Annotated in this window: 12 protein-coding genes; 7 read left to right on the forward strand and 5 right to left on the reverse strand. The window is 36.0% G+C overall.

The window, feature by feature from the left end; translation table 11 throughout:
* Nucleotides 1-154: 154 nt before the first annotated feature.
* Nucleotides 155-1,783, forward strand: a complete 1,629-nt coding sequence (treC, locus tag AC1F25_RS12285) for an alpha,alpha-phosphotrehalase (RefSeq protein WP_002314064.1) — start codon at nucleotides 155-157, stop codon at nucleotides 1,781-1,783.
* A 60-nt stretch (nucleotides 1,784-1,843) separates the two neighbouring features.
* On the opposite strand, the gene AC1F25_RS12290 is transcribed toward treC, so the two are convergent.
* Complete coding sequence (locus tag AC1F25_RS12290; RefSeq protein ID WP_002293256.1) at nucleotides 1,844-3,025, reverse strand: AI-2E family transporter; 1,182 nt, start codon at nucleotides 3,023-3,025, stop codon at nucleotides 1,844-1,846.
* Nucleotides 3,026-3,273: 248 nt separating this feature from the next.
* Here AC1F25_RS12290 and AC1F25_RS12295 point away from each other — a divergent pair, with 248 nt between their 5' ends.
* Entirely contained in the window at nucleotides 3,274-4,797 is a 1,524-nt protein-coding gene (locus AC1F25_RS12295; protein ID WP_479994151.1) for a metal ABC transporter solute-binding protein, Zn/Mn family, read from the forward strand.
* Nucleotides 4,798-4,864: 67 nt separating this feature from the next.
* Here AC1F25_RS12295 and AC1F25_RS12300 read toward each other — a convergent pair whose 3' ends face one another.
* From AC1F25_RS12300 to AC1F25_RS12310, 3 genes are all read right to left on the reverse strand, one after another.
* Entirely contained in the window at nucleotides 4,865-5,593 is a 729-nt protein-coding gene (locus tag AC1F25_RS12300) for a LytR/AlgR family response regulator transcription factor (protein ID WP_252706919.1), read from the reverse strand.
* Nucleotides 5,594-5,605: 12 nt separating this feature from the next.
* A complete protein-coding gene (locus AC1F25_RS12305) occupies nucleotides 5,606-6,886 on the reverse strand; it encodes an ATP-binding protein (RefSeq protein WP_002335188.1) in 1,281 nt (426 codons plus the stop codon).
* 140 nt (nucleotides 6,887-7,026) lie between these two features.
* Nucleotides 7,027-7,629: an accessory gene regulator B family protein gene (locus tag AC1F25_RS12310; protein WP_002293263.1), complete on the reverse strand. Its 603-nt coding sequence runs from the start codon at nucleotides 7,627-7,629 to the stop codon at nucleotides 7,027-7,029.
* Between the two features lie 244 nt (nucleotides 7,630-7,873).
* On the opposite strand from AC1F25_RS12310, the gene AC1F25_RS12315 reads away from it, so the two are divergent.
* Together AC1F25_RS12315 and AC1F25_RS12320 are read left to right on the forward strand one after the other, a co-directional pair.
* A complete protein-coding gene (locus AC1F25_RS12315; RefSeq protein ID WP_002293266.1) occupies nucleotides 7,874-8,080 on the forward strand; it encodes a hypothetical protein in 207 nt (68 codons plus the stop codon).
* 184 nt (nucleotides 8,081-8,264) lie between these two features.
* A complete protein-coding gene (locus AC1F25_RS12320; protein ID WP_002312814.1) occupies nucleotides 8,265-8,984 on the forward strand; it encodes a deoxynucleoside kinase in 720 nt (239 codons plus the stop codon).
* Nucleotides 8,985-9,062: 78 nt separating this feature from the next.
* Here the strand turns inward: AC1F25_RS12320 and AC1F25_RS12325 are convergent, their stop codons facing one another.
* Nucleotides 9,063-9,746, reverse strand: a complete 684-nt coding sequence (locus AC1F25_RS12325) for a YoaK family protein (protein WP_002310796.1) — start codon at nucleotides 9,744-9,746, stop codon at nucleotides 9,063-9,065.
* Nucleotides 9,747-9,966: 220 nt separating this feature from the next.
* Here AC1F25_RS12325 and AC1F25_RS12330 point away from each other — a divergent pair, with 220 nt between their 5' ends.
* The 3 genes from AC1F25_RS12330 (at nucleotide 9,967) to AC1F25_RS12340 (ending at nucleotide 13,282) form a co-directional block, all read left to right on the forward strand.
* Nucleotides 9,967-12,153, forward strand: a complete 2,187-nt coding sequence (locus AC1F25_RS12330; protein ID WP_002345389.1) for an ATP-dependent helicase — start codon at nucleotides 9,967-9,969, stop codon at nucleotides 12,151-12,153.
* Between the two features lie 348 nt (nucleotides 12,154-12,501).
* Complete coding sequence (locus tag AC1F25_RS12335; RefSeq protein ID WP_002286258.1) at nucleotides 12,502-12,912, forward strand: Spx/MgsR family RNA polymerase-binding regulatory protein; 411 nt, start codon at nucleotides 12,502-12,504, stop codon at nucleotides 12,910-12,912.
* A gap of 13 nt (nucleotides 12,913-12,925) precedes the next feature.
* Nucleotides 12,926-13,282 carry a Spx/MgsR family RNA polymerase-binding regulatory protein gene (locus tag AC1F25_RS12340; RefSeq protein WP_002310798.1) on the forward strand — a complete coding sequence of 119 codons (357 nt, stop codon included), beginning with the start codon at nucleotides 12,926-12,928 and terminating at the stop codon, nucleotides 13,280-13,282.
* Nucleotides 13,283-13,573 lie beyond the last annotated feature (291 nt).

The raw sequence follows: 13,573 nt of genomic DNA on the forward strand, positions 1-13,573 counted from the left end.
ATGTCTGATCTCTTGTTTTTTATTGGACAACACCCTCTTAGGAAGTATAAAGATAAATTTTACAAACGCTTTCGGTTCAGTTATAATAATAAATGATAACTTGTATATATAAGTTGTGATAGGTAAGAAATCAGTTGAATGGAGGCAAATATCCATGACATTTAAAGACAAAGTCATTTATCAAATCTATCCCAAATCTTACAAAGACAGTAATGGTGATGGAATTGGAGATTTAAAAGGAATCAAAGAAAAACTGCCATATTTGAATGATTTAGGGATCGATATGATCTGGCTAAATCCTATTTATCCAAGTCCTCAAAAAGACAACGGTTATGATATCTCTGATTACACAGCCATCGATCCTATCTTTGGTACGATGGAAGAATTCGAGCAACTAATAGCTAAAGCAAAAGAATACCAAATAGAAGTCATGCTCGATATGGTATTGAATCATGTTTCGACAGAACATGAATGGTTCAAAAAAGCACTAGCAGGGGATCAGTATTATCAGGACTTCTTCATTTTAAGAGAAGAACCAACGGACTGGGTATCAAAATTTGGTGGGAGTGCTTGGTCGCCCTTTGGAGATACAGGAAAATATTATCTGCACTTATATGATCAGACACAAGCTGATTTGAACTGGCGGAACCAAGCAGTAAGAGAGGAATTATTCAAAGTAGTTCGTTTTTGGATGGAAAAAGGGGTAAAAGGATTCCGTTTCGATGTTATCAATGTTATCGGTAAAGACGAGCAATTGAAAAACAATAAAGAAAATGATGGTAAACCTGAATATACGGATAAACCAATCACCCATACGTATCTAAAAGAATTGAACCAAGCAACGTTTGGGACGGATTCCACTATCATCACAGTCGGCGAAATGAGCTCTACGACGATCGAAAATTGTATCTTGTATACAGAACCTAGTAGAGAAGAATTATCAATGGTCTTTAATTTTCATCACTTGAAAGTCGACTATGAAAATGGCAATAAATGGTCAACTCCTCCATTTGATTTTTCAGAATTAAAGCGACTGTTCCATACTTGGGGAGAAAAGATGAGTGATGGTAATGGCTGGAATGCTTTATTTTTTAATAACCATGATCAGCCACGTGCGCTCAATCGGTTTGTAGCTATCGATCAGTATCGAAAACAAGGAGCAGAGATGCTAGCAACCATGATCCATTTAAATCGTGGAACACCATACATTTATATGGGAGAGGAAATCGGCATGGTCGATCCAGACTATTCCTCAATTTCCGACTATATTGACGTAGAAAGTTTGAATGCTTACAAGTTGCTCCTAGCACAAGGATTCACAGAAAAAGAGGCGTTCCGTCGAATCAAAGCAAAATCTCGTGATAACTCTCGAACACCCATGCAATGGTCCGATGCAGAACAAGCAGGCTTTACTACAGGAAAACCTTGGTTAAAAGTTGCAGGTAAGCTAGAAGAGATCAATGTAGAGAAAGAACGATCTTCTGAGGATTCTATTTTGTCCTATTATAAGAAATTGATTCGGTTGAGAAAAACATATCCAATCGTTGCACAAGGCGATTATCATGCTTATGGAGCAGATCATCCGCAAGTTTATGGCTATCTTCGCCAATTTGAAGGGCAGCAGCTGCTTGTATTAACAAATTTCTATGATAAAGATACAAGGATCACCATTCCAGAAGGATTCACAGAAGCCGATATTCTTATCGATAATTATTCCGATACTGTTCTTCATCAAAATCTGGAGCTAAAACCATATCAGGCAATTGCTTTACTAAAAAACTAAAACCAAAAAGTATAAAACGCCGATCCTACGAGTATTCTCGTGAGATCGACGTTTTTTATTTTATTTAAAATAATCTTCTTCAGAAAATGAAGAGTGTTCATATTCTCCTTTGTCGCCATAAAATTTATTGTAGCGTTGTTTGAATTTACGGAAAATAAAAGTAACGAGTAATTTGACTAACGTATAGATAGGAATACCGAAAATAACGCCCACAATTCCCATTAGATCACCCATGACAAGCAAAACGATTAAGATCGTAATCGGATGGATCTGCAACCGATCACCCATTACTCGAGGAATTACCAAGTCACCATGGAGAAGCTGTACGGCAAACCAGACAATGACAAATTTGACAGCCATAAAAGTAGAGTCTTGGAATGCAATGATCAAACCCGGGAAAAAAGCGATAAACGGTCCAATATATGGAATAATACATAATAACCCAGCAGAAATAGCTAAAACACTGGCAAATTCTAATCCGATCAGTAAGAAACAAACCCAGTAGACTGCTCCAAGGATAAATGAAGCAATGATCTGCCCCTTTAGAAATGAACCCAATTGTTGATTAGCAATCTTTGTCAAATTTTTAAAATCTGTACGAAAGGCTGGTGGGACAATCGCTAAAACTGACTGATAAAATTTTTGAGGATTTCTCAAAAGAAAAAAAGTGACAATGGGCCCAGTAAATAAAGTAATGAAAATAGCTGTAACAGTTGAAAAAATATTGCTGATCCGTTGTGCGCCACTTTCCCAATAATTTCCAATAAAGCCAGCTATATCAGACGTCACGTCATCAATAGAAGTAAAAAATTGATTAAATGAATCGGCAAAAGGTGTTTTCTCCAAAAATTGACGGAGACTCTCTTGGAAATCTTGAAATAAATCTGGCAAACTGCTAATCAATGTTTTTGTCTGTTCTTCAAGAAAAGGAACAAGCCATACGCTTCCAAGCCCCAATAAAAATAAAATAATCACATAAACAATAATGACTGACAGGTTCCTCGAAAGGTGCTTGCTTAAACGTTTGATGACTGGTTCCAAAAGATAATATAAGATCAGCGCAAACAATAATGGGGGCAAGATAGTAGCGATAATAATCCCAACAGGCTTGAATATAAATGAAATCTGATGGAAAAAATAAATGATCAGTGCCAGCAGGATCACCATACCTAAAACATAGTAAGAGGTTTTGCCTCCCAAAAAGCGGATCAAACGATTCGTTGTATCTGTTTCTTTTTTCACTCATTTTCCTCCTTTGTCTATAACTTTATTATAGACAAAAGAGGGGATAAAAGGAAAATGATAGAGTTGATTGAAAAAATATCGTGAATCATCCATACGAAAGTTCTCCTCAATTAAAATAAGAAAACGCTTGACAGCTCTTTTAGCCCTATGATAAATTAAATCCTGTTGCTAAAACGTAACTATTACGATTTGTTAGAGGCGAATCGGAACATTTAAATGAAAGAAGATGAGAAGGAGTGTTATAAATGAAACGACTGATAGGTATATTGGCTACACTGGTTTTAACAGGTATGTTAGCTGGTTGCGGGGCAAGTGGAGAAGCAGGGGACAGTAAGGAAAAATTGAGCGTGATGACGACCTTTTATCCTATGTATGATTTTACAAAAGCAATCGTCGGGGATGAAGGAGAAGTAGAATTATTGATTCCAGCAGGGACTGATTCCCACGATTATGAACCTTCTGCTAAAGACATGGCAAAGATCCAAGATACAGATATCTTTGTTTATAATGATGAAAATATGGAAACATGGGTCCCCGCAATCCAAAAAACATTACAAGAAGGCAACGTCCATACGATAAAGGCGACAGAAGGTATGCTTTTACTTCCGGGAAGTGAAGAAGGACATGATCATGACCATGAACACGGGGAAGAAGGTCATACACATGAGCTAGATCCGCATGTATGGCTAGCACCAAGTTTAGCAATCAAGCAGGTAGCAAGCATACGTGATCAGTTGATTGAAGCTTACCCAGAAAAACAGGAAGTATGGACAAAAAATGCAGCAGCCTATACCGAGAAACTTCAGGAACTCCATCAGCTTTATCAAGAAACATTTAAGCAAGCAAAACAAAGATCTTTTGTCACGCAACATGCTGCATTCAACTATCTGGCATTAGAATATGGATTGAATCAAGTATCTATTGCTGGTCTTTCTTCTAGTGAAGAACCCTCTGCGGCGAGAATCGCTGAACTGAAACACTTTGTTAAAGAACACGGGATCAACTATATTTATTTTGAAGAAAACGCCAAAGATAGTATTGCCAGAACGTTAGCAAACGAAGCAGGTGTATCTTTAGAAGTATTGAATCCTTTGGAGGGGCTGACGAATGAACAAATAGAAAATGGAGAAAACTATCTTTCTATCATGGAAGCCAACCTCGAAGCGTTGAAAAAAACGACAGAGACAGAAAACCTGTTAGAAGATACTTTGACTCCCAAAAAAGAAAAGAGCGTCTATAACGGTTATTTCGAAGACGAGGATGTACAAGATCGCTCTCTTTCAGATTGGGCAGGAACTTGGCAGTCAGTAGATACGTATGTAGAAGATGGGACATTCGATCCTGTTTTTGAATATAAAGAAAAATTGAATCAGGATAAGACAGCACAAGAATATAAAGAATACTATACGAAGGGCTATCAAACAGATATTGCTTCAATCAAGATTGGTGAGAAAGAGATGGCATTTACGTTTAAGGATGGAACAACGAAACGTTCAAATTATCGTTATGTAGGGAAAGAAATCTTAACCTACGAGGCAGGAAACCGTGGTGTAAGGTATCTATTCGAAGCAGAAGATAAGGAAAGTGGCGCGTTTAGATATATTCAATTCAGTGATCACACGATTGCACCGGCTGACTCCGAACATTTTCATTTATATGCAGGAAATGAAAGTCAAGAGGCATTGCTAAAAGAAATGGAAAATTGGCCAACATTTTATCCAGACACAATGGATGGCCGTGAAATTGCACAGGAAATGCTTTTGCACTGAGAAGCAAAAAGAACCGAAGGGTTTGGATCGGCTGATTATTTAGTCGGTCCAAACTATTCGGTTCTTTTTATGAAATTAACTTTTTTAATCCACGGATAGAGACAGGGATAGTCTCACCGTTTGCCAACGTGACTTCTCTGGTTTTTTTATTAATCGACCGCACGTTTTGTGTATTGATAACATAAGATTTATGACAACGAATAAAATTCCGATGCATTTTCTCGATTTCTTTGATCTTCTCGTAGAATTGCAATTGAGCATGAGTCAAATGAACTTCCAATTTATGTGGTGCGCCTAACGAAGTAGAAAAATATTGGATTTCTTTGATCGGTAAAAATTTGATCTCATCATTGAACTCTATTTTGAAGATATCTTTTTGGATCTGGGACATTTGAAAATCTTCAAAAATTTTGCTCAGGATCTGCTCGACATTTTCTTTTAAATCATAAAGGTCTTCTTTCACAATATAGTCAGTCGGCTCAATGTTGCTTTTTAAGATTTTCATCGACATTTCCGTATGAGAAGTCACATAGATTATTTTTCCTAAAGGATCTAATTCACGGATCAATTTACCAATCGCTACGCCATCCATTTCACTGTCTTCTAATTCAATATCTAAAAAATAAATACCAAAAGAAGAAGTTCTGATCTTGGCCGCATTGAGAAGTTCTTCCGGATCAGAAGTAGAAATATGAACATAACTGTCTAAGTTTTCAATCATGATCCTGTTTTTGATCAACGTTGATAAAACTTCCAATTGTTTTGGATCGTCTTCGCAAATATAAATGGGAATCATATCATTACTCCTTTATTTTATTTGAATATAAATCGTTTGAGAAAAACGTTGGTTTTCAATTGATGTTTCAAGGAAAAGATAAGGGTTTGTCTTTGTCAATTCATCCAAGATAAATAAGCCAAGTCCTTCGTTTTTTGGATTTGTTTTTGTTGAGAAACCTTTTTGTTTCAACTGGTTTAACGGTAATGTATTTGTTGTTGTATTGATTACACGAATCATCACGGAATGATTTTTCTTGATGATCGTCAATTCGATCTTTTTCTTCTTTGCAGCACTAGCTCCTTCAATCGCATTGTCCAAGATAATACCAAGCATACGTACAAGGTTTACCGTATGTTTCGTATCCAACTCGATTGGCTTAGGAAAATGAAGCTGGACGATCAATCCTTTTTCCTGTGCCATCATAAGTTTTAATGACAGCAAACTGCGTATTTCAGGAACTTTCATATTATCCAACATACTTAGATTGGCCGGGAAAAGGTTCATCATCTGGCGTGTAGGCAATATCGTTTGATCGTAGTACGACCGTAATCCTTCCAAGTCGCCTTCTGCAATATAGCTGTGAAGAGAAAAGAGCAGATTTTGGTAATCATGTTTGAATTCTCTCAAGTCTTGATAGTTTTTTTCCAGATCTTTGATATAATCCTGCTGCATCCTGACTTGTTGCTCTAACAACTGATCAGCTAATTTCTTATTAGAGATTTTCCAATAATAAACCAAGATGATCAAGCCGACACACAGATAGAGAATGAAAAAACTAGTATTCAAAGCTAAGACATCAGGTGTTTCACCAGAAAAACGGGTATAAAAAATAATGATATAGTATGTAAATAATATCAACGTCCCAATCGTACCGATCATACGGCGGTCCACTGTGTGAAACCAAGTCTCTAACGATTTTTTAAAACAAAAAGCTAATAAAGCAGATAAAAGAGCGGATAAGGCAATGTGAAAATACTGCAAGGAATCTCCTGGTTCAACAACCGCAGATTTCAAAACAAAAAAATCGCCGATGCTTGTTAAATGATCTCCTAAAAGCGACGTCAATAATCCACAAGGAAGCGCGTAAACTAATTGTTGACGCGAAGTCGAAAAGAAGAAAAAAGTAAGCATCAGCATTCCTATAGCAATTAGAGCAGTAAAAATCCCTAAAACTGAGTAGACCCATCCAATCAAAACGCAAGAAATCAGAGTGACTCCTGCAAACAGATAGTTGTATCGGATATGATGGTCAATCAATAAGATACAAATTGTGTAAATCAAATATTGCAACGCTATGGACCATAAAAACATAAAGTACAGCTCCCATTGATTTTTACCAAATTATAGCACAATTAGCGTATTATTTTTTTAATTTTTCAGGGATTTTGAATTCAGAACTCATACCAAAGCAGCAGCCAGATACAAAAAAGTCAGATAAGTTAGTTAATTGTTTAATGATTGTTTTTTTCATGAAAGATTCCTCCAAAATTCATCAAGTAGTTTGTAATAGGAAGCAACGTAGCTATTTCTAAAACAATCCCAAGTAGCAAATAGGTAGAAAAGTAAGAAGCTGAGAAAAATAAAGTGATGAGAGAAAAAATTAGAAACATGCTGATTGCCTTCTTTAATAATGGTGGACGTTTCTCGGGTTCAATGGGATTGATTGCTGTACCTCTTGATCCATAGCGAAGCAGTAACAAAAAGCAGCTGATTAACAAAAAGACCATCATTGGGAAGGAGATAGTCAATTGCAGATGTTTCATCACCAAGGGAACGCCCCATAAATAAAGCAGTGTCCACAGCAGACAAACGAATTCAGAGTCGGAATGCAATCCATAAGCATATCTGCGGATGCAGATATAGGAAAGAAAGGTGATTCCTGTTTCCGCCCATGAGCCCGTCACCAGAGAAAAGACTAGAACGACCGCTAGTTTTCCAAGGTTGTTCAATAAAACTTCTAAGGCAAATTTTACTTGGACATACACCATATCTTCTTCCGATTTATCTCCGCTGAATAAGGTTTCTAATAATTTGTTCACAACTTTATCTTTCATCTCATACGTACCTCCACCACAAATTTTATGCTAAAAAAAATAAAAAACGTGTTTTGTTTCATAAAAAGTGGTTTTGGCATCAAAACCGTCATGATTTCCTTAAAAGAATCTTCATTTTTTAAATCCTTTCCAAAAAAGGTGACAGTTTTGATACGAAAAGTACTTTTTATGACAAGTTTGTGTTTTTTCGATTATTTTATGTTAAAAATTTACTGACCTTAGAAAAGGTGATGGAGGGATTCTTATGGAAAATGAACAATTGTTTGAAGTCGGCGAAACATATGCATTTAAATCTGATTTATTTGAATCACCAATAAAAGGAAAAATAGAAAAAATCTATGAAAATAGCGTGATGATACGTGTCATGAATTGCGCAGCAGAAGACAATGATACCGCTCATAATCTGCACTGGCAGTTAGTTGTACGCAAATCAAGTACAATAGAAGAATAAAAACAGATAAAATGTTGAGAGCATAAAAGAGTAGAAGTTCATCCATTCTACTCTTTTATTTTCATGAATAGGCGTGACTTCTAGCTACTATTGGCGAAGCAGTCTTTAAGGAGCAGATAAAGTCAAGGCTTTTATTTCTATAAATGAAGTAGTAAAATGAAGAACAGATTTTATTACAGGAAGGATGCCGATAATTGTGATCATTGTTGCAGGAACGATCGGTGCAGGGAAAAGCACACTGACTGAAATGCTTGCCCAAGATTTAGAAACAAAACCTTTTTATGAGAACGTGGAGGATAATGAAGTATTGCCACTGTTTTATTCTAATCCGGAAAAGTATACTTTTTTATTGCAGATATTTTTTCTAAACAAACGTTTTTTGGCGATTAAAGATGCTTTCAGCCATGATGATAATGTACTAGACCGCTCTATCTACGAAGATAGTATGTTGTTTCATCTGAATGCCGATTTAGGGCGTGTTTCTGAAGTAGAAGTAAAGCAGTATGAGGGCCTTTTAGAGACGATGCTGAAGGAATTAGAAGAAATTTCGCCACAAAAGAAACCGGATCTACTGGTTTATATTCGTGTGTCTTTTGAAACTATGTTAGCAAGAATCAAAAAAAGAGGTCGGGAATATGAACAGTTAGAGCAAGATCCTGAACTCTATTCCTACTATAAAGAACTCAATCGACGTTATGAAGAATGGTATGAACAGTTTGATATATGTCCCAAAATAGTAATCGATGGGGACAAATACGATTTCGTAGCCGATCCAACGTGTGGAGAACAAATCGTACAAGAAATCAAGATGCGGGCAAAGAAAATGACAGAAGAGGCAGATGCCCAATCGATCCGCTACACTACAAATAACCCGAAAGCAAAGGGTATCTTTACAACTGAATAATAAAAAACTAAGCAAATTGCTCACTCACAAATATTTCTTTGTGAACAGCATCCTGCTTAGTTTTTTGATTCAGGGGAATCAAAAGGTGAAACGGTTCGTATGATAAAACTGCCATAACTGAAATGTCTGAGTGAGGGCCATGATCAAGAATAAAATAGAAACAATCAAAATCGAATGGGCGCCAAACAAATGATGACAGAATACAAGGACAATAGCCCCTGCGATAAAGGCAAGAACGACAGTTAAATAGTGGAAAAATCGATCAAAATCTGCTTTTTCTTTAGAAATACAATAATCATATAAATTTGTTGCTACCCCTTTTAAATTTCCTGTTGTGAATAAATTGGTGTAGGCACGCCCGTTGATTTTATCAAAAGCCACCCACTGGATCGAAGCCGTAAAAGCAATTAAAATCGTTACTAATGCGGGATGTTCATGGACAGGTGTCAAACTAACAAAGAAAAAAATCACCGCTTCATAATATAGAACAAATAAACGCCAGAAATGTTTTTCTTTTTTTCTAAAATAATCAATCAAATACTTTGTTAGAAGAATCCCTAAGAAAAAGAAAAGGGTAGACAATACTTTTTTGCCAACGCTTAGCCACTCTCCGTCAAAAGCTTGGATGATCGATAGGATGATATTGCCAGTTTGGGCAGAGGCAAAAGCACCATACTGGATATAAGTATAACTGTCCATTGCTCCTCCGATAAATGTCAGCAAAAGACCAATTGTACGCCCCTCGTGAAAGGAAGTCTGCATTTTTTTCATCACCTTTTATGAATATAATTTTGTCTTCCTTATCTTAGCATAAACGATTGAAAAAAAGGAAAAATTTTCAGAAAACCAAAATCATCTCGCTCCCCATTTTCATTTTTAGAAAGGTCTGTTAGTATAAAGAAAAAAATAGACAACGAGATTTTAAATAATCAAATTGGAAGAAACAACTTCAAAGAAGAAAGATGGGAAGGAAATCAATCAGTTGGATGAAAAAGAAATTCTCCGATTACAAAAAGAACTGAATCGTTGGGAGAACAAATATAAAAAGCTTCAACAAGTCTTTCGGCTACAAGAAGAAATCATTGCTACCTATGAAGCGGCTTATGGAGAAGCCCCTGGACTTATTGAGGAAGAGATGCAGGAAAAAGAAAGCAAAGGAAACAACTCTTTCTTTAAAATGATGGAGAAACGTTCTTATAATCGCTTCAATCAAGAACAAAAAGCAGCTATCACATACGACATGGAGAAACATCTTCGAATCATAGCGGGAGCTGGGAGCGGCAAGACGCAAACAATCTGTGCAAAAGCGGTGTACCTGATGACACAAAAACAAGTAGACGAAGAACGCATACTGATGATCACTTTTACACGGAATGCTGCAAATGAACTAAAAAAACGAGTAGATAATTTCAGCCAAAGGAAAACTGCTGTCCATATCGGAACATTCCACAGTATCTTTTTTAGGATATACAATGAGATTTGTCGAAAATTCCCTGAAGTGGCAATGCAAGGGATACAAGGAGACTTTTCAAAAGATACTGCGCAAAAAGTAAATGCTGTTTTGCAACAGCTGATACGTAAATATAATCTTTATCTATTTGATCAATATGGAGAAAAAACGATTGCTTCTCGCTTAGACTATTGGCAGAATATGAACCTATCAATAGAAGAAATGATTCAGTTAGTTAAAGAAAAATATGATTCCATTGATAAGAATGCAAGACAACCGATATCAGAACGACTGTATGGATTGCTCACAGAACTCCAAGAACAAAAAAGAAGGCAGCAATTGTTAGAGTTCAATGACGTACTCCAAAATTTGAAAAGCGCTTTGGAGAATGAAGAGATTCAGCACTATATTGGACAGAAATATGATTATCTATTTATTGATGAATTTCAAGATACTAATCCACTTCAATGGGAAATCGTGAAGCGGATGACAAAGGAAAACGGGATCAAGTTAATCGTTGTTGGAGATGATGACCAAAGTATCTATGGATTCAGAGGATCAGAGCCAGCGTATATCAAGAACTTTGAAAAAGAATATCCTACTAAAACTCTTTTCTTATTAACTAATTACCGCTCTCGGGCAGCTATTGTCCAAGGAGCGAATAGATTGATCAGCTATAACAAAAATGATCGGATACCAAAGGCGATGATTCCAGCACAAAAAGAAGCGGGTGTTATGGAGGCTTATTTGTTCTCAGATACAAAAGCAGAAAGCCAGTGGCTGATAAGTCAAATTCAGTCATTTATTCAAAAAAATGGGAAATATAAGGAATCGATCATATTATACCGATCGGCTTCGCAAACACAGCAACTTGTCCAATCTCTGCTAAAAACGAATATTCCTTTTGTACTGGAAGCAGATAGTCCATATGAAGGTATCTTTGGTATCAAGTCTTTCCAACAGTTCTATCAAAAAATCGTTCATTGGCAAACAGCTCAGAATCCGCAAAAGAAAAATCAAACCTATCAGCAATTGCTGCGGCAGCTGATGGTAGACTGCTATCTGAAAAAAAGTGAATGCGATCAATACTTTTCTCCTAAATATCAAAATACAGCCATTACGGATTATATTTTGTCGGTAAGACCCAATTTAAAATCCAAATCTGCAGAAATCCGCCAGTTTGAGGAAGCGTTGCGTAAAACAGACCAGCATCAAGAAGTCTATTCGCTTGTACAAAGCTATCTTCATCTGCCACGTATAGCTAAGGAAATCGATCAGAGTGATCAAGAATGGATACGAGAAGAAGTAAAGCAACATGCTACTTTTAGAAGTATCCAAGCCTTATCGCAAGAAACCCAAGCAACAGCTAAAGAATTAAAAACCCGCTTGATTGCTTACAGACAAGGAAAACTTGATGCGCTAGGTATCCAGAGCATTCATAAAAGTAAAGGTCTTAGTTACAGAAATGTCTTTTTAATTGGCTGTAACGAAGGAAGTTTGCCTTATAACGGAGCAACAGAAAAGAAAGTCATCGACTCTAATGAAATAAAAGCAGAACCAGTGACGACGATAGAAGAAGAACGAAGACTATTTTATGTTGCGATGACTAGAGCAAGAAATCGTCTGTATCTATGTGTACCTCAAATGAAAAATACAAGAAAATTGAAAGTATCGAGATTTGTCAAAGAAACCGGTAGTCGTATGAAAAAAGGAAAGTGATGGAAAAGAGGTTGTGACAGGAGTGGTCAGCTTCAAGAAATAAGAAGGAATTTACGGAAATTGATTCTCAAATTTTTGTAAAATTTCGGCTTATTTTCGAAGAAGCTACTTCTGGAACACCGTTTATTCGGAAAAAGGAGGTGTGACAAGATTTTTGTCACACCTCCCTTATTTATTTTTGAAAAATGAGAATACTATTATTAAAATAGGGAATACATAGAATAATTCTCATTATTTAAACGTAAATAATCGATTTTTTTCGACTTTTTTTATTTTTTATTAGCTAATAATTGGTATTTTAAAAGAAATTGCAGTAGAATTGGATTATAATTAAAAAGGAGTGAGAAAATGATAAAAGTATATACTTCGCCTAGCTGTACTTCCTGTAGAAAAGCAAGAGCATGGTTGCAAGCGAATCAACTTGAATTTGAAGAGAAAAATATTTTTGCCGAACCGTTAACAGAAAGTGAGATCAAAAAGATTTTAGCAGCGACTGAAGGAGGAGTTCAAGATATTATTTCCACTCGATCGAAAATTTACGAGAAGTTGGGAATAGATTTTAACGAATTAACTTTAAAGCAAATGATCGTCCTATTCAAAGAATATCCTTCATTATTGAGACGACCTATTTTGATTGATGAAAAAAGAATACTAATCGGATTCAATGAAGATGAAATCCGTTCATTTGTCCCTCGTGAAATTCGGTGTGTTGCTAGAAACCTAATCTATTTACAAAACAATAACATCTTAAATTCATAGGGAGGGAGTCTTCGTGGAAGTGAAAGTCTACGGATCGGCGCACTGTGTAACCAGTCTGAAGGCGAAACAATGGTTAGAATACCATCAATTGCCTTATCAATTTGTTGACTTAGAAGAACGCGATCTAAGTACAGAAGAAGCAGAAGAATTATGCAGTTTTGAAGAAGTGCAAGCAGAACAGCTATTTGCGACTTGGTCTGAGGCTTTCCATAACATTGCGATAGACCTTTCCTGTGTAGGTAAGAAACAACTGATTTCTTTATGTACACAACATACAAAACTCCTCAGACGTCCGTTGATCATTATCGATGAAGTTCTATTTATTGGATACAATGAGCAGTTGATGGAGCAACTTATCCTAAATAAATAGTCTTTACCTATTTTAATCAAATTTCTGAGCGCTTCGTACAGTTAGAGCAGTTGAACACTTAACATCAAGTGTGTTATGTGTTCTTTTTTTGTCTTTATTTTTCTACTATAAAAGATATAATCGATTTATGTGGTCAAAATTCAAATGTACGAGGGAAAATAGGCTGAGAAATATATTGACATGTGTAAATTTACATGATATATTCATTTTTGTTGTTTTAAGTAATATGCAAATAAAATAGCATTAAAAAAACTTGAAAAATAGTTATTGACATGTTGCTAATGACACGAT

This window comes from Enterococcus sp. M-BR2 (assembly GCF_056612775.1).

Coding starts and splice junctions, on each gene's coding strand:
- treC (WP_002314064.1), top strand. CDS start 155: ATGACATTTAAAGACAAAGTCATTTATCAAATCTATCCCAAATCTTAC.
- AC1F25_RS12295 (WP_479994151.1), top strand. CDS start 3,274: ATGAAACGACTGATAGGTATATTGGCTACACTGGTTTTAACAGGTATG.
- AC1F25_RS12300 (WP_252706919.1), bottom strand. CDS start 5,593: ATGATTCCCATTTATATTTGCGAAGACGATCCAAAACAATTGGAAGTT.
- AC1F25_RS12305 (WP_002335188.1), bottom strand. CDS start 6,886: ATGTTTTTATGGTCCATAGCGTTGCAATATTTGATTTACACAATTTGT.
- AC1F25_RS12310 (WP_002293263.1), bottom strand. CDS start 7,629: ATGAAAGATAAAGTTGTGAACAAATTATTAGAAACCTTATTCAGCGGA.
- AC1F25_RS12315 (WP_002293266.1), top strand. CDS start 7,874: ATGGAAAATGAACAATTGTTTGAAGTCGGCGAAACATATGCATTTAAA.
- AC1F25_RS12320 (WP_002312814.1), top strand. CDS start 8,265: ATGCCGATAATTGTGATCATTGTTGCAGGAACGATCGGTGCAGGGAAA.
- AC1F25_RS12325 (WP_002310796.1), bottom strand. CDS start 9,746: ATGCAGACTTCCTTTCACGAGGGGCGTACAATTGGTCTTTTGCTGACA.
- AC1F25_RS12335 (WP_002286258.1), top strand. CDS start 12,502: ATGATAAAAGTATATACTTCGCCTAGCTGTACTTCCTGTAGAAAAGCA.